Source organism: Lutibacter sp. TH_r2 (genome assembly GCF_033101135.1).
Classification (GTDB): Bacteria; Bacteroidota; Bacteroidia; order Flavobacteriales; family Flavobacteriaceae; genus Lutibacter.
The window spans coordinates 813668-835557 of the sequence record NZ_JAWMPV010000001.1; the positions used below are offsets into that span (position 1 = coordinate 813668).

A 21890-nucleotide genomic window follows, 5' to 3' on the forward strand; every position below is an offset into this window, starting at 1 on the left:
ACTTTCTAAAAACTAGAATAAAATGGCTAAAGAAATTGGTTTGGTTTTATCGGGCGGTGGTGTTAGAGCCATTGCACATATTGGATTTATAAAAGTTTTATTAGAAAACAATATTAGGCCTACTCAAGTTTCAGGCACTAGTGCAGGCGCTTTGGTTGCTGCATTGTATGCTTACGGCTATAGCCCAGAAGAAATGATTTCATTTTTTAAACAAACACCTTTTATAAAATTTTCGTTGTATGCTTTACACAAACCTGGTATTATGGATAGCGAAAAGTATGCTAATTTTTTTGCGAAATTCTTTAAAAACAATTCATTTGAAAATTTAAAATACCCTTTAACAGTTGCCGCAACAGATTTAATTTCTGGAAAACTTACTTATTTTAATACTGGTGAATTAATAAAGCCTTTAATTGCATCTTCTGCTATACCTCCAGTTTTTTCACCTTTAGAAATTGAAAACGGATTGTATTGTGATGGTGGCGTTTTAAACAACTTTCCTGTGGAACCTTTATTAAATAAATGTGATTTAATTTTAGGAAGTTTTGTAAATCCTTTTACAAAAATTAAAAAAGAAGAAATTAATTCTTCCTTACAATTACTGTATCGGGTATACCATATTGGAATGGATGCTGGTAATATTGAAAAATTTAAACAGTGCCATTATGTGTTTTCACCACCTGAAACTTCACAAATTGGAGCTTTAGAGTCTGATTCTATTGACAAAGCCTTTGATTTGGGCTATAATTTAGCTAAAGCTGAAGAGCTAAATATTTTAAAAGCTATTCAATAAAAACCATTTTTATAATTTAGTTATTTGTAATTTTGAGTCTTCAAAATATATAAATTTCAACTTGAAAAATAAAAATTACAAAGCACATTTAGCTTTATTAAGCGCCAATGTTATTTATGGAATGAATCATATTGTTGCAAAAGATGTAATGCCTGAAAAATTAGGTCCAACTGCTTTTATTTTTATTCGAATTTTAGGAGCAAGCTTGTTATTTTGGACAATTAAACATTACGTTAAAGAAACAATTGATAAAAAAGATTATTTCCGTTTAGCCGTTTGCGGTATTTTAGGAATTGCAATTAACCAATTGTTGTATTTCCACGGACTGAATTTGACTTCTCCCATTGATGCTTCCATTATTTATACGGCCGTTCCAGTTTTAGTATTGATTTTTAGCTATTTTATGCTGAAGGAAAAAATTACACAAACCAAAATCTTCGGAATTCTAATTGGTGGTACTGGAGCATTGCTATTAATTCTTTATGGAAATAAGAATGAAGGAACAAGCACGCTTTTAGGAAATGCTTTAATTTTCTCAAACGCCATTTTTTATGCTTTCTATTTAGTATATGTTAAACCTTTAATGAAAAAATATCATCCAATTACAGTAATTAGTTGGGTATTTTTAATTGGTTTTGTATTTATGATTCCCGTTGGAATTAATGATGTTATTTCTACTGATTTTTCAGCATTTACACTAAACACTTATTTAGTTATTTCTTTTGTAGTTATTTGTACTACATTTATGACTTACCTATTTAATATTTACGCACTTTCAAAAGTCCCGCCGCGAGTAAATGGCAGTTATATTTACCTTCAGCCATTAGTTAGTTTTATAATGGTAAGTATCTACGCTTATGTTTTAGGCAATAAAGAATATGCTCAAGATATAACCTTTATTAAAATTTTAAGCTCAATATTAGTAATTACTGGTGTTTATCTAATTAGTCAAAACAGTAATAAACGTATAAAAACTACTTAACTTTTCTTGCTCTATTTTCTTGCGGAAGCAGACTGTAATAAATCAAATCGTTTATAGGAGTTGGAACATTTAATTCTTGTCCAAATCGAACAATTGTTCCGTTTTGAGCTTCTAATTCTGAAGGTTTTCCGTCCATAATATCACGCTGCAAAGAGGCCGTTGTTTCAAATGGCAACGATTCAATTATTTCAAATTGTTTTTGAATACTATCTTCAGGAAGATTTACTCCTTTAGCTTTAGCAACAGCAAAAATTTCTTCAGCGGTTTTTTGCATCATATTTTTAATATATGGTGAAGCCAACATTTCTCCAAGTGCAGCTCGTGTTAAAGCACCTAAAGCACTAATAGTAGTTATAAATAAATACTTTGTCCAAATCTCTTTTTGAATATCTTCTGCTAATTGATATGTTATTTTAGCATTTTTAAGTGTTGTTTCTAACGCAAGTACTCGCTCCGTTTTTTTATTATTTAATTCACCAAAAACAATTGTTGGGTTATAAGCCACATGGTTTATAACACCATAATTTTCAACAAAACTTACTATTTTACACAAACCGCCTAATACATGTTTTTCACCTATTACTGAAGTTATTACTTCATGATTATTACAACCGTTTAACAATGAAATTACCATAGTATTTTCATTTAAAACTGGTTTTAAAATTTCAGAAACTTCAGCAACTTGCCAGGTTTTAGTGCAAACCAATACTAAATCAATATCCTTAACTTCTGAAATATCACTAGTTGCATTTGCAGGATAAACTAAATAATCTCCTTTCGGACTTTTTAATTGCAATCCTTTTTGTTGAATAGTTTCTAAATGCTTTCCTCTAGCTATAAAAGTTACATTATTTCCTGCTTGCGCTAAACGTGCGCCAAAATATCCACCAACGCCACCAGTTCCGTATATTACTATGTTCATTTAAATAAAATTTTTATCAAAAATACGGATTTTAGAACTCTTTATTTCTTAAAATGTTCTGAATTTTCCATCTAAACCTTAAATATAGCTAATCAATACTTTTCTTACATATAATATTTTCGCTAAATATATTATTTTTTTAGACAAGTCTAAACATTTGATTACCTTTGTCTAAAATTATAATTTAATGCTATCGCAAACTGAAGAAAATTATTTAAAATCTATTTACCATTTAGAAGCATCTCAAACTAAAAGTGTGAGTACTACTTTAATTTCAAAAAGTTTAAACACAAAAGCATCTTCCGTAACTGATATGCTTGGGAAATTAGCTGACAAAAAATTAGTTAATTACAAAAAGTATAAAGGTGTTAATTTAACTTCAAAAGGGAAAAATATTGCTGTAAAAATAATTAGAAAACATAGGTTATGGGAAGTTTTTTTAGTTGAAAAATTAAATTTTAATTGGGATGAAGTACATGAAATAGCCGAACAATTAGAGCATATTAAATCTGATGAATTAATTGAGAAATTAGATACTTTTCTAAATTTTCCAACAAAAGATCCTCACGGAGACCCAATACCAGATGCAAAAGGTAACATTAGAAATAAGAAATCTATTTTATTAAGTAATGCTAAAAAAAATGTTTTATACACTATATCTTGTGTAAAAGATAACTCAAAAGCTTTACTCCAATTTTTAGATAAACATGCTTTAACTATTGAATCTGAACTAACCGTTGTAGATAAATTAGATTTTGACGAGTCGATTACTGCTAAATTAAGTAATGGAAATACTTTAACATTATCAAATAAAATATGTACAAATGTATTTGTAACTATAAAATAAAATTATGACAAATCCAGTCACATCATTAATCGTATTTGGAATTACAATGTTGCTTCTTTTTATTTTATTTTACCCAAATAAAGGTATTTATTGGATAGTAAAAAGAAGTTTTAAGGTCGATTCAAAAACACAAATTGAAGATATTTTAAAAAAACTCTACCACGCCGAAGATAATGGTAACTATTTAAATAGTAACGATATTATTAACTCTTTAAGCATGAGTCCAAAAAAAGTTTTGGAAACTATTGCTGAAATGGAAACTAAAGAATTAATTCGTTTTGAAAATGGTGACATAAAATTAAATGATTTAGGAATGGACTATGCACTAAAAGTAATTAGAGTGCATAGATTGTGGGAAAAATACCTTTCAGAAAAAACCGGTTTCGATAAAAAAGATTGGCACGAAATAGCCGAAAAAATGGAACATAAACTAGATTCCACACAAGCAAAAGAATTGGCTATTAATTTAGGAAATCCAAGATTTGACCCACACGGAGATCCAATTCCTACAGAAGCAGGTGAAATTGAGCCAATAAATGGAAAACCGCTTCCTTCTTTTACTGAAGGAACCATTGGAAGAATTATTCATATTGAAGATGAACCTGAAATTATTTATCAGCAAATTTTAGCTGAAGATTTACACATTGGTTCGCATGTACATATTATTGAAAAAAACGAAAAAAGAATCATTTTTCATTCAGAAAGTGAAGAATTTATTTTAGCTCCAATTGTAGCAAATAATATTACAATTTCAGAATTGCAAAAAGAAGAAATTTCAGAAAAAAACACCTTTAGACTTTCCAGTTTAAAAGAAAATGAACAAGCTAAAATAATTGGAATTTCACGTGAATGTAGAGGTGAAATAAGAAGAAGACTACTTGATTTAGGCTTTGTAATTAACACTAAAATTGAAGTAGATTTAACAAGTCCTATGAGAAACCCTAGAGCATATTTAGTACGTGACACCTCTATTGCCATAAGAAATGAACAGGCCAAATTCATATTAATTGAAAAAATTAAAAATAATGAAAAAAGCAGTAAATAGCGCTTGTGAAGGTTGTGACTTAAACCAAGCATCTAATCTAAAAAAATTAGGAATAAATATAGATAATAACAACTATGTTGTTGCGCTAGCTGGAAATCCAAATACTGGAAAAAGTACTGTTTTTAATGCATTAACAGGTCTTCGACAACATACTGGAAATTGGCCTGGAAAAACAGTTACTAGAGCAGAAGGCGGATATAGTTATAACGAAAAAAAATACAAATTAGTTGACCTTCCAGGTACGTACTCTTTATTATCTACCTCTCAAGATGAGGAAGTTGCGAGAAATTTTATTCTTTTTGGAAAACCAGATGTTACCATAATTGTAGTTGATGCAAGTAGATTAGAACGCAACCTAAATTTAGTATTGCAAATATTAGAAATAACTGATAAAGCTGTTTTGTGTTTAAACTTAATGGATGAAGCAAAACGATTAGACATTGAAATTGATGATAGAACATTAGCGCGCGATTTAGGAATTCCAGTTGTACCAACAAGCGCAAGATCTAAAGAAGGAATACCTGAATTGCTTAATACTGTACACCAAGTTGCTACAGGAGAAATTAAATGCAAACCTCATCGTATAAAAAACGTACCTAAAAATATAAACAATGCCATTGAAAAATTAAGTTTAGAAATACAAGAAACATACCCAAATGTACCAAATAGCAGATGGATAGCGCTCCGTTTATTAGATGGTGATGAACGTATTATTGAAGCGGTAAAAACAGGAGAATTTATTTCTGAATAATTAAATTGTTTAAAGAAGTATAAAACAATGAAAACGAATAAAATATTAAATATAAGTAACGATTTAAGGTGGCAAATTGGTGAAGGATTTCACGATAAATTAACCGAAGGAATTTATTCAGATGCTGCAACTATTTCTCAAAATTCTGTACGTAAAAAAGGAGATAAAAAACGCTTTCGATTTGATAGAAGTTTAGATAAAATTGTAACTAGCAAAATATGGGGATTTCCAATAATGATTCTTATTCTTTCGATTGTTTTATGGCTTACTATAATTGGAGCAAACTATCCTTCAGGCTTATTAGCAGATCTTTTAATTGGTCAAGTGTATCCGTGGTTAAAAAGCATAGGAGAATCACTTGGGTTTAGTTGGTGGTTAAGCGGATTTTTATTTGATGGCGTTTACCTTGCTTTAGCTTGGGTAATTGCTGTTATGCTACCTCCAATGGCTATATTTTTCCCTCTTTTTACTTTACTAGAAGACTTTGGTTATTTACCACGAGTTGCTTTTAATTTAGACCATTTATTAAAAAAATCTGGTGCACACGGTAAACAAGCTTTAACTATGAGTATGGGTTTTGGTTGCAATGCTGCTGGCGTTATTGCAACACGTATAATTGATAGCCCAAGAGAACGATTAATTGCTATTATTACAAATAATTTTTCTTTATGTAACGGGCGTTGGCCAACACAAATATTAATTGCATCAATATTTATTGGAGCATTAGTTCCAGAAAATTTTGCAGGTGCAGTTTCAACATTAGCAGTTATTAGTATAGCTTTACTAGGTATATTTTTCACCTTTATGGTTTCTTTATTTTTATCAAAAACAATGCTAAAAGGAGAAGTATCTTCTTTTACTTTAGAATTACCACCATATAGACCACCTCGTTTTTGGAAAACAATTTACACATCTCTTATTGATAGAACTTTAATTGTATTATGGAGAGCCTGTGTTTTTGCGGCTCCTGCTGGTGCTGTAATTTGGCTAATTTCAAATGTAGGTATTGGAGATTCTAATATTGCAAATTGGTTGATTGTACATTTAGATGGTTTTGGACTGTTGATTGGATTAAATGGCGTTATTTTATTAGCCTATATTGTTGCGATACCTGCCAACGAAATTGTAATTCCAACTATACTTATGTTAACCGTAATGAGCGCAGCAATTACTGGAGTAGGAAGTGGAAATGGAGTTATGTTTGAACTAGAATCTGTTTCTGCAACTGGTGATATTTTAAAAGCTGGAGGTTGGACCTTACTTACAGCTATTAATTTAATGTTATTTAGTTTGTTACACAATCCGTGTAGTACAACTATTTACACTATATATAAAGAAACTAAAAGTGTAAAATGGACTACCGTTGCAAGTATATTACCAATAATTTTAGGTTTTATAGTTTGTTTTTTGGTAGCACAAGTTTGGAGAATTCTAATGTAGAATACATTAAAAGAAGATGCATATTTTAAATGAATTTAGATAGTATTTAATTTAAAAATACTAGTTGTTTTTTAATTCTACAACTTCAAAGTCGGCAAATAAAACAGTTTCATCTTTTAGACTACTTTCATTTAAAAGACTCCGATAAATACCCCATTTTGGGCGTATAAAGTCTGCATTTGTTTTCCACATTCTAATAGTATCATTTAAATAGCTAAATAGTATGTTTTGAGAAACAATATCTTTTATTTCAACTTCATACATCCCAATTCCTTTTTCACCAAAAATAACAGTTTCAACAACCTCAACCCATTTGCCTTTAAACGGAGTTAAATCTACTTTTGTTAATGTAACTTGGCTAGTTGTTTCAGCATATCTTAATTCTAATTGATCGGGTGAACCTTTACGAGTGGTAAAGGTAATTAACGGCATACTTTCTTCACTTCCTCCAACAGCTTTTAATTGATGAATGTGTGTGAAATTGCTTGAAGATTGAAAATCTGATGGTAATTTAAATTTCCAAGAATATTTAACTTTTTCATTTTCTACACCCAATAATTCATCTGGAGATTTATCATACGTTTTAATCTCATTTCTTTGTCTGTCAAAATTTATACATCTATCATTATCTGGTGTTTTATGTATAAAAAAACGAAATACATTTTTATTTAATTCAGTATCAAAAACTTCATCAATATGTCTACCAAATTCTTCATGGTTGCAATCTGGCGCTTCAATTACATTGTAATTTGGCGCAAAAACAGAATTAATCAATTCATAAGTATTTCCAGCACCATCTGATTCCAATTTAATTTCAGAAAGAACATTGTTTGCTTCCATGTCTGTTTCTGTTTCTGTTTCTGCCCCTGTGTCGGTTTCAGTTTCGGTTTCGGTTTCAGTTTCAGTTACAGTTTCAGTTTCAGGAATAATTGAATCTTCTTTTTTTTGACAAGCTTGTAAAAATAATAACGCGCTTAAAACAAAAATTAAAATCGTATACTTTCCCATAATTAACGCTTTTTTATACATATAAAATATTGAAACAAAAGTAATTAAAAAGAATTTAGCTAAAAAACACGTTTTAACAACCACAATCAGAACCGCAATTTCCTTTTTTTGTGCTTTTAGATTTAAAGAAAAATTTCTTTATTAAAAAAGTTACTGCAATTACTAACGCTATGTATACCAATATATCTTGCATTAACTTAAAATTAAATAGGCTGCGGCAGCAGATATATAAGCTAAAATTCCCATTCCAACAAGTTGAAGTATTGGCCATTTCCAACTATTAGTTTCACGCTTTACAATAGCTAATGTTCCTACACACTGCATTGCAAATGCATAAAATAACAATAATGAAACTCCTGTAGAGAAATTGAACATACTTTCTCCTGTTTTTGGATTTATTTCTGCAGCCATTCGCTGTTTAATAGTAGCATTATCACCATCGTCACTATCTACATTGTAAATAGTTGCCAATGCCCCAACAAAAACTTCTCTTGCAGCAAATGAGCTTATTATTGCTATTCCAATTTTCCAATCGTAACCCATTGGAGCAATAACTGGTTCAATAGTTTTGCCCATATAACCAATATATGAATGCTCTAATTTATACGAAGCAACTTTCTTTTGAAAAACTTCTTTAGAAATTGATGTATTCTCTGTTTGAGCTTTAATAGTTGCTTCCGCATTTTTAAATTTAGCTGGTCCGTTTGAAGCTAAAAACCATAACACAATAGACAAAGCCAATATTATTTTTCCTGCACCAAAAATAAAAGCTTTTGTTTTTTCAACAACTTCATAAAAAATATTTTTAATTGAAGGTATTTTATAGTTAGGCATTTCAATTACAAAGAAACTTTTACTTTCTACTTTTAATACTTTATGAAGTAACATTGAGGATGCAATGGCTGCAGTAAATCCAATTAAATACATAACCATCATGGTTAAACCTTGTAGGTTTAAAAAACCTAGAATAGGCTTATTTGGAATTACCAATGCAATTAAAATAGCATATACAGGTAACCGAGCTGAACAAGTTGTAAATGGAACAACTAATATGGTTATTAAACGTTCTTTCCAATTATTTATATTACGCGCTGCCATAATTGCCGGAATAGCACAAGCGGTTCCAGAAATTAATGGAATTACACTTTTTCCACTCATTCCAAACTTACGCATTATTTTATCCATTAAAAATACAACACGACTCATATAACCGGTTTCTTCTAGAATGGAAATGAATGTAAATAATATAGCTATTTGTGGAATAAATATAATAATACCTCCAATTCCTGGTAAAATTCCTTCGGCTATTAAATTGGTGAAAGTTCCGGGTGCCATTACAGATTTAGTCCAAGCACTTAAATCTGCAAATGCTCCGTCTATAATATCCATTGGATAAGATGCCCAATTAAAAATACCTTGAAAAATAAAAAGTAAAATCAGAGCAAATATTACATAACCAAAAATTTTATGCGTTAAAATTCTGTCTAAAATTCCTCGTAAATTAGTTGCTTTAGAAGCATCTACATTAAAACTATCTTTTAGTATATCATTAATTACTTTATACCTAAAAATAGTTTCTTTGTGTTGGTAGCGTCTGATACATACTACATCTTCTCTAAATTTAGTTACTAATTTTTTTTGTGTGTCCGTTAAAAAATCAAATTCTTGATTTTGCGTTATTAACAACCATGATTTGTACAAAGGAAATTCTGGAAGTGCACTTTTTAGTTTTGTGAAAAAATCTTTATCAATTTTAGTTGAAATTTTACTAACTGGTGTTGTATCTAATTCTTTATAGTTTAAAATTGCTGATTTTAGTTCTTCAACACCTATTTTTTTTCTTGCACTAGCTAAAACTACTTTTGTATGAAGTCTTTCTTCAAATTTAGGAACATCAATATTAATTCCTTTTCGCTTCATTTGGTCAACCATATTAATTACTAAAATGGTTGGAATTTTTAAATCTTTAAGCTGTGTAAAAAGTAATAAATTTCGTTTTATATTTTCAACATCAACTACAACAACAATAACGTCAGGAAATGTTTCATTTTCTTCATTAAGTAAGGTGTCTAAAACCAGTGTCTCATCTAATGATGTTGGATTGATACTATACGTTCCAGGTAGGTCAGTAATTTCGGCTTTTACAGTTTCGTTTAATTTGCAAAATCCTTGTTTTTTTTCAACAGTAATACCTGGATAGTTTCCAACTTTTTGTTTTAAACCGGTAAGTCTATTGAATAAAGAGGTTTTTCCTGTATTAGGGTTTCCTATTAAAGCAACTTTTACAACCTTGCCATCACTCATTCCTTTAAATTACTTACTTACAATTATTTTTTCAGCCGTTTCTTTTCTAATAGCTAAATGACTTCCATTCACTTTAATATATAATGGATCATGCATTGGAGCACGTTGAATAAGTTCAACTTCAATTCCTGGAAGACAACCCATTTCTAATAATTTTAATGGTATATTTTCCAAGCAAAGCTTTTCTATAAAAGCTTTTTCACCTATTTGTAATCCTGCAATTGTTCCAAACATTATTAAGACTGATTATAAATAATAATAGAGCAAATATACTAAATTAGAATGATTCTAAACAATGATAATTGTCATTTTACTACTTTTCCTTCTGAAGTAGTTTAATATCTTCTATTAAACGTTCAATTTCCTCATTGTCAGTACCATCATAAAAACCTCTAATTTGTCGTTTTTTATCTACCAATACAAAGTTTTCAGTATGTACAAAATCTTGTAAACCACCATCTCCTTCATCTAAAACAGCAAAATAACTTTTACGTGCTAAATTGTAAATGTGTGGTTTAGGTCCTGTAGTAATATTCCATTTTTTATCTATTACACCTTTTTTAATTGCGTACGCTTTTAAAATTGGTACGCTATCCATTACAGGTGTAACTGAATGTGATAAAAACTTTACATCATCATCGTTCAAAAATACTTCTTGTAATTTTCCTATGTTATTTGTCATAACCGGACAAATAGTTAAACAACGTGTAAAAAAGAAATCAGCTACAAAAATCTTTCCTTCGTAATCGGCATAGGTAATAGTATCTCCATTTTGATTAATTAACTCAAAATCTGCAATTTTATGGTTTCTTCTAACATGCACTACACTCTCATCTACCAATTTTGGATTTACATCTGCTGGATTAAAAACAGGTAGTTTTTTCTCTGGTGTTAACAACGTATAAATTGCATAAATCATTAATACAGAAAACACTGCCATAACAGCTAATGTTGGAATTGATTTTTTAAAGAATTTTAAATCCATTTTTTATTTCAAATTTAAGTTACAAATTTAATTAAATCTGCAACGTTAGTCACTTCTTTTTTAAAACTTTGTTAAATAAAAGTAGTAGCAACTTTTTAGTTTTTACAACTATATTAAAAAGTGTACATTTGTGCGATTTAGAAATTTGAAAAGACTGTATGGAAATTTTAATAAAAGCTGCACAATTTATTTTAAGCTTATCTTTTTTAATTGTTTTGCACGAATTAGGTCACTTTATTCCTGCTAAACTATTTAAAACCCGCGTTGAAAAATTTTATTTATTTTTTGATTATAAATTCTCTTTAGTAAAAAAGAAAGTTGGTGAAACTGTTTATGGTATTGGTTGGATTCCTTTAGGAGGTTATGTAAAAATCTCTGGAATGATTGATGAAAGTATGGATACTGAACAAATGAAACAACCTGCTCAACCATGGGAATTTAGATCTAAACCAGCTTGGCAACGTTTAATAATTATGCTTGGTGGTGTTATTGTAAACTTTATTTTAGGGATTGTAATTTATATTATGATCACCTTTGTTTGGGGTGTTGAAACTATAAAACCTAATGATTTAAAATATGGTTTTGCTGTTGAAGATTCATTTAAAGAGTATGGCTTTAAAGATGGAGATAAAATATTAAAATTTAATAATGAAGAACCATTAGATGTAACTGATGTTAACAAACATTTATTTTTAAGAGGAATTACTTCATTGGAAGTTCAACATGAGAATGGTATAACAGAAACTATTGCTATTCCTGAAGATATAGGAGATATTATGTGGAAAAATGGTGTTATGAAACCATTTGGAATTAGAGCACTTCCTATAATTGATACTGTAGTAGTAGATAAACCCGCTCTTAAAGCTGGATTGTTAAAAGGAGATAAAATTATTTCAGTAAATAATAAAGCGGTAGCATATTGGCACGATTTTACTAAAGAAGTTGTAACTTCTGAAGGTGATTTAACTGTTGAAATTGATAGAAATGGAGAAACTAAATCTTTAACTATTACACCTGATAAAGAGAGAAAAATTGGTGTTGCTCCAAGTTTAAAAGACGTTGTAGATGTACAAACTAAAAAATATTCGTTTGTTGAAAGTATTTCAAAAGGAAACTCTTTAGCAATCTGGACTTTAAAAGATTACATAACACAATTTAAATACGTATTTACTAAAAAAGGAGCTACTAGTATTGGTGGTTTTATTGCTATTGGAAATATTTTTCCTGCTAAATGGAGTTGGAAATCTTTTTGGAGCATTACTGCATTTTTATCCATAATGCTTGGTTTTATGAACTTATTACCTATTCCCGCTTTAGATGGTGGACATGCATTGTTTACATTATTTGAAATGATAACGGGAAGAAAGCCAAACGATAAATTTCTAGAATATGCTCAAATAACTGGGTTTGTTTTATTAATAGCTTTATTACTATTAGCAAATGGAAATGATGTTGTAAAACTAATTTCAAAATGGTTTTAAGAAAATAATAATTATACTTAAAAAAGCTTTTGTCTATAGTTAGGTAAAAGCTTTTTTTATGAAAACATTTTAGTGCTATTAATACTTTGTAACAAAACTTATATTTTAAAAATTGTAAATCGTTTTAAAAAGTTAGTACTGTAAAAATACTATCCATTAAATTTAAAGCATAAAAAAAGCCTCGATATATATCGAGGCTTTTTACAATATTTTATTTGAAATTTAATCTGCAAGTATAATAATCTTGTTTTCTTTCATTTCAATAGTACCACTTTTAATTGGTAAAGCGTATTCTTCTTTAGTATTGGTAAACTTACTTTCAAATGCCTCTTCAATTTTAACTTCTCCACCTTTAAATCTAACAGTTCCTTCAACAAGTAAAGAAACAATAGGCGCGTGGTTGTTAAGCATTTGGAATTCACCATTAATCCCTGGAACCATTACTGATTCTACTTCAGAGTTTAATAAAGTTGCTTCTGGTGTTACAATTTCTAAAATCATACTATACTAATTATTCTACTTCAGCTAACATTTTTTCTCCAGCATCAATTGCATCTTGAATTGATCCACGTAAGTTAAATGCTGCTTCTGGATATTTATCTAATTCACCATCCATAATCATATTAAATCCTTTAATTGTATCTTTAATATCAACTAAAACACCTGGAATTCCTGTAAATTGTTCAGCTACGTGGAATGGTTGAGATAAGAAACGTTGAGCTCTACGAGCTCTGTGTACAACTAATTTATCTTCTTCAGATAATTCTTCCATACCTAAAATAGCAATAATATCTTGTAATTCTTTATAACGCTGTAATAACTCTTTTACATTTTGAGCACACTCATAATGTTCTTTTCCTAAAATATCAGCTGTTAAAATTCTTGAAGTTGAATCTAATGGATCTACCGCTGGGTAAATACCTAACTCTGCAATTTTACGAGACAATACTGTTGTTGCATCTAAATGCGCAAATGTTGTTGCTGGCGCTGGATCTGTTAAATCATCTGCAGGTACATAAACCGCTTGTACTGATGTAATAGAACCGTTTTTAGTTGAAGTAATACGCTCTTGCATTGCTCCCATTTCAGTTGCTAATGTTGGTTGGTAACCTACCGCTGATGGCATACGACCTAATAAGGCAGATACCTCTGAACCAGCTTGAGTAAAACGGAAAATATTATCCACAAAGAATAGTACGTCTTTTCCTTGACCATCACCAGCACCATCACGGAAATATTCTGCAATAGTTAAACCAGATAAAGCAACACGAGCACGTGCTCCTGGTGGCTCATTCATTTGTCCAAATACAAACGTACATTTAGACTCTCTCATTATATTTTTATCAACTTTAGTTAGATCCCATCCTCCATCTTCCATAGAGTGCATAAAATCATCACCATATTTAATAATTCCAGATTCTAACATTTCTCTTAAAAGATCATTTCCTTCACGCGTTCTTTCTCCAACACCTGCAAATACAGATAAACCACCGTGACCTTTTGCTATGTTATTAATTAACTCTTGAATTAATACAGTTTTACCAACACCGGCTCCACCAAATAATCCAATTTTACCACCTTTTGCATAAGGCTCAATTAAGTCAATAACTTTTATTCCTGTAAATAACACTTCAGAAGAAGTAGATAAATCTTCAAATTTTGGAGCTTGTCTGTGAATTGGTAACCCATTATCTCCTTGTTTTGGTAAGTTTCCAATTCCATCAATTGCATCTCCTACAACATTAAATAAACGTCCATAAATATCTTTACCAACTGGCATTTGAATAGCGTTACCAGTAGCAACTACTTCAGTACCTCTACTTAAACCATCAGTAGAATCCATTGAGATAGTTCTAACAGTATCCTCACCAATATGAGACTGAACCTCTAATACTAATATTGATCCATCATTTCGTTTAATTTCTAAAGAATCATAAATTTTTGGTAGTTCAGCTTCTGACTTAAATTCAACGTCAATTACTGGTCCAATAATTTGTGCAACCTTACCTGTTACTTTTGCCATTATTTAACTGTTTATATTTTAGATATTTAATTAGTTTAGTCAATACTCACGTATTAGTTCGCAAAGATAGTTTTTTGATTTTAATTTTAAAAAGTTTTGTTTTGTTAATTTATTATACTAGAAAGAGACTATTTAAAAAGTTGAATTCTTATCAATCTAAAATAAGTTTAGACCATCATACTAATTGATTATCAGCAATATGAGACTCTAAAAATAAATTCAAAACAACAATTTTCCAGTCTTTTTTAAACAACCTCTTTCTAATATATGGTAAATTTATACCTCTATGGGTTTATAGTCCATGACACATAATACTGCGAACCTATTTTTCCATTACCTGGTGCACTAAAGTATTCTTTTCCTCCTATGTTTGCTCCACCAATTTTAAAAGTTGATTTCATACTTGGTACTGAATAATTCACTTGTGCGTCAAATACTGTTCTAGCATCAATTATAGCATCTGCAATTGTTGACTGCCATAAATACTCATCGCTCCATCTAATATTCATATTGAATCCAAAATTTTCAAATACGTTTGGATTACCAAAGGAAGCTTTAATTTTATGTTCCGGTGTATTAAATCCAGCTTCATAATCTGGATCAGACTCTTGATCAAAATCAAATTTTGCAAATGTATAATTTAACCCAACATTGTAAGATCCAAATATTTTAGATGTAAGTCCAATACTACCACCATATGAAGAAATGTCAGCGGAAGAATTTGTATATACCTGAAAACCTTGTAAATCTCCACTTGAAATTGCTTCTAATAATAATTGTGTGTTTTGGTCTGTTAACACATCTGAAGGACTAAAACTAGATACATTACCGTATAAAGGAACTGCAACATTTTTATTCCCAATAAAATCTTCATATTTATTATAATACGCACTAGCATCTAAAGAGAATTTACCGAAACCAGCTCTATAACCTACTTCATAAGCAGTAACGCGTTCTGGTTGTACATATTCTATTTCAGACTGCTCAATTAAACTAGCATTTAAAGCAGCGGCTTGCAATGGAGTTGCTCCAGCTAAAACAGCTTCTTGAACTGCTGCTCCAAATTTAATTAATGAAGACTCTGTGAATGCATTATCATAAGCTCTTGCTCCTGACAACTGTGTTGTTGCACCACCTACTACATATTGACCTGTAGCACTATTAATTGGTATTGGAGATGAAGTATATCTATCTAAATTATCTAGTGCAGATCCTACCAATATTCCAACCCCAGCATCTAAACCTATATATAAATCTTGTGTTGTAGGGTTTCTAAAACCTGTTTGAAAAGAAGCTCTTAAGTTTCGTGTTTTTCCTTTACCTAATGCATAAGAAACTGAAATTCTAGGAGAAAAATTACCGTCAAAGTTTTTAGCCTTATCATATCTTAATGACCCTGTGAACTTTAACCTTTCATCAATCATTTTCTTTTGAATTTGAGTATAAGCACCATATTCATTATAATGAATTGGCCCATCAGTATCCGTAAATATAGTTCCTCCTGAATTTAATGAATATTGTCTCCACGATCCTCCAATTTGAATATCTGCAACATCAATTAATCCATGAAAATTATAATTTGCATCTACATGATATAATTTAGTGTTATCTTTAAATTTAGCACCTGTTAAAATATTTGGATCCGAAACAACTCCATCTAAAGCTGCTTTAAACTCTGGAGTTCCAGGCTGTAAAGTTACATTAGTATCTGCATATTGACGTGCTCCAGCATGCAGTTGAGAAGATGCAGCAAGCACATCAGACATTGAACCTCCACCTTGAAGAATAGCACTAGCTCCTGTAGCATAAGCTCCTGCGTATGTTCCAAACCATTGACCAGCTGTTTGCTTTGTTAAATTTACACCCGCAAGTTTCATATCATATGAATCTCCAGCATCTTCATCTGTTAAATAACCTCTTACAAAAAATCGATCATTTTTAATTTCTAATTTATGTTGCTGCATAAAAAAGTTTTTAATGTTGTACCTATTTGTTCCTTGATAAATAGTACTTCCTTGTCCAAATTTAGCATTGTAAATAATTTCTAAATCATCTGCAAAAGGTCTATAGTGTAATGATATGTTTGTTTTAACACTTCTTGCTTTATGATCGGTTAAATCAGATTCTTTATAACCTGTGCGTGAAACGTTATCTTGTGGTAAAAGTGCACTTGCACCTGCTGGAATTGCTCCTACACTTTCTAAATATTGACCAAATAAATTTAGGTTTCCTAAACCCGCAGCAGCTAAACTAACTTCGTCTCCATAAATATTCATTCTATCGAATGATGTTTGTCCTGTTTCATCTTTTATTGGAGTTGCAGAACCTGTAATACTATTATCATGATCATAATCTCTATAATCAGTAGCATACCATTCTGTACCTTCTAGAAATGAAATAGATGCTTTTGCAGCAAACTTATCGTTAAATTTATATGCCATTCTAATACCTCCATCGAAAAAAGTGTTGTCTCCAGCAGCTTCTTGTGATGTGATTCCTGATTTTGCATATACACTAATTCCTGGTGAATCAAAAGGGCTTTTACTTGTCATAAAAAGTATTCCATTAAATGCATTTGCTCCATACAATGCTGATGATGCTCCAGGTAACAATTCTACAGTACTAACATCTAATTCCGATAATCCTAAAAGGTTTCCCAAAGCAAAATTAAGTGCAGGTGAAGAGTTATCCATGCCATCAACTAACTGCATAAATCTAGTATTAGAAAAAGTTGCAAAACCTCTAGTATTTACACTTTTATTAGTTAAACTATTTGTATTAATATCAACACCTTTTAAATTTTCTAATCCACCATAAAATGATGCTGATGAAGTATTTTTAATCTCTCTAGCATCCATTCTTTCAATAGTAACTGGAGATTCTAAAATACGTTCTGGAGTTCTAGAAGCAGAAACTACCACTTCATCTAAAGCTGTTGCTGACTCTTCTAAATTAACAGTAACAACTTGGTTATCTTTTGTTATTTCAACTTCTTTTATTGAAAATCCCATTAATGAAATTTCTAAAATAAATGGAGGGTTTTGAGCTACTTTTAAGGAAAAATGACCATCAAAATCGGCTGTAGTTCCTAATGATTTGCCAACAACTTTGATATTTGCTCCAGGAATTGGCTGACCTGTTTTTGCTTCTTTCACTGTTCCAGAAATTGAGGTTTGAGCCACCATTATGGTACACGAAATTAGCACAAAAAATGTAGTTAGTAGTTTTTTCATATTATTTAATAATTGATTGTTTAGTTGCTGCAAAATACAATTTTTTTTAAATTGTCAAAATTATCGTTAAATAAAAGTATAATTTTCAATAAATACATTAATATTTTGCAATGTTCATTTTAATTGTATTTTCTTCTGAAAATGTATAAACACAAAAAAGCCAGAACATATGTTCTGGCTTTGTATTTTTTTTATAAAATATTTCTATTGTTTAACTATTTTAATTGTTTTAATCTCATTAAATATTGAGACTTTACCAAAATAAACTCCTGTAGGCAAGTGTTCAATATTTAGGTTTAATACACCATTAGATATTTCTGAATTTATCGATTTTACTAGTTTCATTTGAGTATTTAATAAAAATACTTCTACTTTTCCTTCTAAAACAGGTAAATTAATTTGTAAATTTCCTTTTGTTGGATTGGGATACACAGTTATTTCATCTAATAAATTAACTTTTTTTGATAAACTTCCTTCACAATCTACACTAGTTTTTAATTCAACTAAATCTCCATGAGAAACTTCAACATTAATTTTTTTATTACTAGTTATAATTTTTTCAACTCCATTTACAAAAACATAATATGGCGCTGTACCTTGTTCAATATCAAATTCTATTTTGTTTGATAAAATTGATGATTTTCCTAAAACAATAATTCCTTCAGCAATAGAAAACTTATAACATTGCTCAAATGTTCCTCCATCTTTAGTAATACACAATTCATAATTATCTGGACTTAAATCTGAAATACTTAAATTGTTTGTGAAATTATAAGTTGTTGTACCATCTAATGTTGCTACAAAATTTGAATTATCAGTAGTACTAATATTAATTATTCCATTGTTTTCATTTGGACATGTTTCACCAATAGTTTCAACTTTAAATATATAATCTCCGCCATAAGAAACACCACAAATATTTAAACTCCAACTATTTAAACTCCCTATATCGCTTAATCCACCATCAACTGCTTTTAGCTTCCATTCACCTATAGCATCTTCATTATTAAAAATAGATAAGCTATTTTGAGGTTTATAAGAGCCTGTATATGGAGCAATACCGGTTACTATGCTTTCATCTGCATCATCATCAAAAACTGTGTTTTCAAAATTATCTCCTTCATCACCTATATTTTGTACTAATTCTACTGTGGTACCTTTTGGACTTGTTAAAGATAAAGTTAAGTCTCCAACCCATGGATGTGTTATATTTAGAGTAACATTAACATCTGTAATATTTAAATTATTGGTTACTTGTATTGATGATGAAACACCTATTGATGAATTATCAGGAATGTTTTTAGGAATATCTGTTGAAGCTTCGGTTACACAATCTATAAATTCTGTTGTAAAACTAAAAATTTCAGAATAATCACTTTCTCCACAATTATTAATTGTTTTAACTCTCCAATAATATGTTGTGCCATTATTTAAATTATCAACTTGAAAATTATTACTAATTAAACCTTCATTAATAACAGTTGTTGTAAAGGAATCGTCTTCAGCAACTTCTAAATTATAAGAAATAGCATTATCGTTATTTTCCCATTCCAATAAAATTGGTAATAATAAATTTGACTCTTCATTACTAGGGCTCAACAATATTGGAGGTTCAATTGTATCTGAATAAACGTCTAATATTGCAACACTAGTTTTTGAAACTGACGTTGCACTTGAAGTTCCATTTACTAAAATATCTGTTGTTCCTATATTGGTTGATGTTAAGTTTGAAATAATCATTTCTACTGAAGTTCCATCTTCTGAAGCAGAAACAGGGTTAAATGAAACAGCCGCTCCAGTTGGTAAACTAGAAGCTGAAAAAGTTACCTCTTCAGAAAAAGCATTATAAGTATTGTATGTAAAGGTATAAGTTGCATTGGATGGTTCACAAACTACTTGAATATTATTATCGAAATTTAGTATAAATTCAGACGGTTCTATTGAAATTAAACCACTATTTAGTGCGTAAAAAATATTCCCTACACTTTCCACTTTTATTTTTCCCTGTGTAGTAACTACATTAGGCACGTTTAATGTGTACTGACCATTATTAGTAACATTTGAAGCTAAAATATTAGGATATGTGTTTCCTCCATCTAACGACAATAATATATTTACAAAATTACAATTGATAGGGCTTGAATCTGTATTTGCCACATCCCAAACAATAGTTTGAGCTGTTCCCGCAGACCATGTTTCAGCCTCTGATTGAGATGTAACTTTAAATGGTCCTGAACCCTCATTAAATGTTAGCGTTAAATTATCAGTAGCTGTTTGTCCTCCATTTACATTATTATCTCTAACTATTACACCAAATTTCATTGTTCTACCAACTGAAGGCAACACCTCCCATTCACTAGATAAATCACCACTAATAACGGTTGCTAAACTAGGTAAATATCTTTTTGAAGATATAGTAGAATTAAATGATCTAAAAGCAGGTCCAACTGATGAAGTTGAAACAGGTGGCATATCTGCAAGCTCAACATCTAATTGCTCCCAATTATATGTTAATACATCTCCATCTTGATCTGAAGCAGTCACATCTAAAATTAACGGTGTTGAAACAGGAACATTATAATTTGAAAGATCTTCAATTACAGGAACTGCATTGTTAATTGATGTTATTTCTGCACAAGAACTACTATTACCTTCTGAAATATTAGACCACATCTGTTGTATACTTACTTGGTGAAAATAATCATCACTTAAATTTTGAACATTTTCAGGAGAACAAAGCCCTGCATAAGCCATAATAGTTGAACCACTACCTGGCTCTACAGATGTTGAAGCTGTTCTATTTCCACTACAACTTCCAGATTCACTATTAAATGTATGTGTTGCACCAAATTGATGTCCCATCTCATGTGAAACATAGTCAATATCATATGAATCTCCAACAGGACTAGTTGACCCTGTAATTCCTTTAGCTTTACTTGAAGTACAAGGCGAATTTAATTGTGCCAATCCTCCTCCACCGGTGCTAAATGTATGTCCAATATCATAATTTTCAACACCAATATTGGCATCAATAACTGTTTGGCTTTCATCTATTAAGTCACTAGCACTATTATTTGTAAAACCATCACTGTCTGAATTTAAAAAAATAATTTCGGTGTTATTGTCAACCAAAACCATTGTTAAAGCTACGTCTCGTTCATAAATACCATTTACTCTTGTCATAGTAGTAACAATAGCAGATAACACAGCTGCTTTTTTTTCTTCATCGGAAGCAGCATCACTAACACCTTGTCTATCTAAATGAAATTGAGAATATTCTCCCGTAGTTGCAATTGCCAATCTGTAAGTACGTAAATTTCCATCATCAGCATTTTCGGCTTTAAATTGTTCAGTATCATCAATTTGATTTAGTTCCTTTTCATTAATATCATCGAATGTACACTCAAAAGGTTCAATTACTGGTAATTGGTTTCGATTATACATTATGTATTCAGTTTTTGACCTAGTTTCTGGATCTATAAAAACTGTTCCATATTCACCTCCAAAAATCATGGCATGTAAACCTAAATTGGTTAAACTAAATCGAATGGTTTTAGAAGAATTATTTAAACTAACACCCTTAAAGGATTTTAATGTTTTAAATCTTTTTTGAAGTGCTTCTTCCATAATAGAAGCTTCAAAAACTTTAAACTCTTCTAATTCTCCTTTTTCATTTGGAAATGTTATTATAGTGGAAGATTTCCCAGAATTTAATTTATCTGAAGCATTTGATAATACATTTTCAAACGAATTATAATTCAAATCAAATCTTTCAAACTTTTTTGGTTCTGATTTTCTATACAATTTTTCACTTACCTCTTTTTTTTGATTATTTTGTTTGCTCCACAAACTATTATTCTGTTGAGAATATGATGAAAAAAATAAAGTAAAAATAAGCACTATTGATGCGAAAATATTTTTCTCTCTTGATATCATTATAATAAATTTTAAAATTCAAGCCTAACAAACAAATATAACATCAATTTAAAGGATTTACTAAACTTGTAACTTAAATAATTTCCTTTCTTAAAATTAAATTCATTTAAAAAGTTATTTTTGCAATCAATACAATTCTA

15 protein-coding genes and 1 pseudogene are annotated in these 21890 nt (G+C 30.1%); 6 read left to right on the forward strand and 10 right to left on the reverse strand.

Annotation, left to right across the window (positions count from 1 at the left end; translation table 11 throughout):
- Positions 1–22 precede the first annotated feature (22 nt).
- Positions 23–793, forward strand: a complete 771-nt coding sequence (locus R3X25_RS03355) for a patatin-like phospholipase family protein (RefSeq protein WP_317671844.1) — start codon at positions 23–25, stop codon at positions 791–793.
- Between the two features lie 61 nt (positions 794–854).
- On the forward strand, positions 855–1775 hold the full coding sequence (locus R3X25_RS03360) for a DMT family transporter (protein WP_317671846.1): 921 nt from the start codon (positions 855–857) through the stop codon (positions 1773–1775).
- On the opposite strand, the gene R3X25_RS03365 is transcribed toward R3X25_RS03360, so the two are convergent.
- On the reverse strand, positions 1768–2697 hold the full coding sequence (locus tag R3X25_RS03365; RefSeq protein ID WP_317671848.1) for a 2-dehydropantoate 2-reductase: 930 nt from the start codon (positions 2695–2697) through the stop codon (positions 1768–1770). The two genes, R3X25_RS03360 and R3X25_RS03365, sit on opposite strands and share 8 nt — an antisense overlap.
- A 187-nt stretch (positions 2698–2884) precedes the next feature.
- Here R3X25_RS03365 and R3X25_RS03370 point away from each other — a divergent pair, with 187 nt between their 5' ends.
- The 3 genes and pseudogenes from R3X25_RS03370 to feoB (R3X25_RS03380) all read left to right on the forward strand — a co-directional run bounded on the left by R3X25_RS03370 (position 2885) and on the right by feoB (R3X25_RS03380) (position 6780).
- Positions 2885–3544 (forward strand): metal-dependent transcriptional regulator, encoded by a 660-nt coding sequence (locus tag R3X25_RS03370; RefSeq protein WP_317671850.1) that lies wholly within the window; start codon positions 2885–2887, stop codon positions 3542–3544.
- Positions 3545–3548: 4 nt separating this feature from the next.
- Positions 3549–4589 (forward strand): metal-dependent transcriptional regulator, encoded by a 1041-nt coding sequence (locus R3X25_RS03375; protein WP_317671852.1) that lies wholly within the window; start codon positions 3549–3551, stop codon positions 4587–4589.
- Positions 4570–6780, forward strand: a pseudogene (gene feoB / locus R3X25_RS03380) (ferrous iron transport protein B). Before R3X25_RS03375 ends, feoB (R3X25_RS03380) begins: the two are co-directional and overlap by 20 nt.
- Positions 6781–6840: 60 nt before the next feature.
- Here the strand turns inward: feoB (R3X25_RS03380) and R3X25_RS03385 are convergent.
- The 5 genes from R3X25_RS03385 to R3X25_RS03405 all read right to left on the reverse strand — a co-directional run bounded on the left by R3X25_RS03385 (position 6841) and on the right by R3X25_RS03405 (position 11077).
- Positions 6841–7788 carry a heparin lyase I family protein gene (locus tag R3X25_RS03385; RefSeq protein WP_317671854.1) on the reverse strand — a complete coding sequence of 316 codons (948 nt, stop codon included), beginning with the start codon at positions 7786–7788 and terminating at the stop codon, positions 6841–6843.
- 73 nt (positions 7789–7861) lie between these two features.
- Complete coding sequence (locus R3X25_RS03390) at positions 7862–8059, reverse strand: FeoB-associated Cys-rich membrane protein (RefSeq protein ID WP_317671856.1); 198 nt, start codon at positions 8057–8059, stop codon at positions 7862–7864.
- Positions 7981–10092 (reverse strand): ferrous iron transport protein B, encoded by a 2112-nt coding sequence (gene feoB / locus R3X25_RS03395; protein WP_317671858.1) that lies wholly within the window; start codon positions 10090–10092, stop codon positions 7981–7983. The genes R3X25_RS03390 and feoB (R3X25_RS03395) overlap by 79 nt, the downstream gene beginning before the upstream one ends.
- A gap of 9 nt (positions 10093–10101) precedes the next feature.
- Positions 10102–10326: a FeoA family protein gene (locus tag R3X25_RS03400; RefSeq protein WP_317671860.1), complete on the reverse strand. Its 225-nt coding sequence runs from the start codon at positions 10324–10326 to the stop codon at positions 10102–10104.
- A gap of 79 nt (positions 10327–10405) precedes the next feature.
- Complete coding sequence (locus tag R3X25_RS03405; protein WP_317671862.1) at positions 10406–11077, reverse strand: SCO family protein; 672 nt, start codon at positions 11075–11077, stop codon at positions 10406–10408.
- 158 nt (positions 11078–11235) lie between these two features.
- Here R3X25_RS03405 and rseP point away from each other — a divergent pair, with 158 nt between their 5' ends.
- Positions 11236–12558, forward strand: coding sequence for an RIP metalloprotease RseP (gene rseP / locus R3X25_RS03410; RefSeq protein WP_317671864.1), 1323 nt, complete (start codon positions 11236–11238; stop codon positions 12556–12558).
- 222 nt (positions 12559–12780) lie between these two features.
- Here the strand turns inward: rseP and R3X25_RS03415 are convergent, their stop codons facing one another.
- From R3X25_RS03415 to R3X25_RS03430, 4 genes are all read right to left on the reverse strand, one after another.
- Positions 12781–13059 (reverse strand): F0F1 ATP synthase subunit epsilon, encoded by a 279-nt coding sequence (locus tag R3X25_RS03415; RefSeq protein ID WP_317671866.1) that lies wholly within the window; start codon positions 13057–13059, stop codon positions 12781–12783.
- Between the two features lie 10 nt (positions 13060–13069).
- Positions 13070–14581 (reverse strand): F0F1 ATP synthase subunit beta, encoded by a 1512-nt coding sequence (gene atpD / locus R3X25_RS03420; protein WP_317671868.1) that lies wholly within the window; start codon positions 14579–14581, stop codon positions 13070–13072.
- A gap of 284 nt (positions 14582–14865) precedes the next feature.
- Entirely contained in the window at positions 14866–17814 is a 2949-nt protein-coding gene (locus R3X25_RS03425) for a TonB-dependent receptor domain-containing protein (protein WP_317671870.1), read from the reverse strand.
- Positions 17815–18018: 204 nt separating this feature from the next.
- Complete coding sequence (locus R3X25_RS03430) at positions 18019–21750, reverse strand: reprolysin-like metallopeptidase (RefSeq protein ID WP_317671872.1); 3732 nt, start codon at positions 21748–21750, stop codon at positions 18019–18021.
- Positions 21751–21890 lie beyond the last annotated feature (140 nt).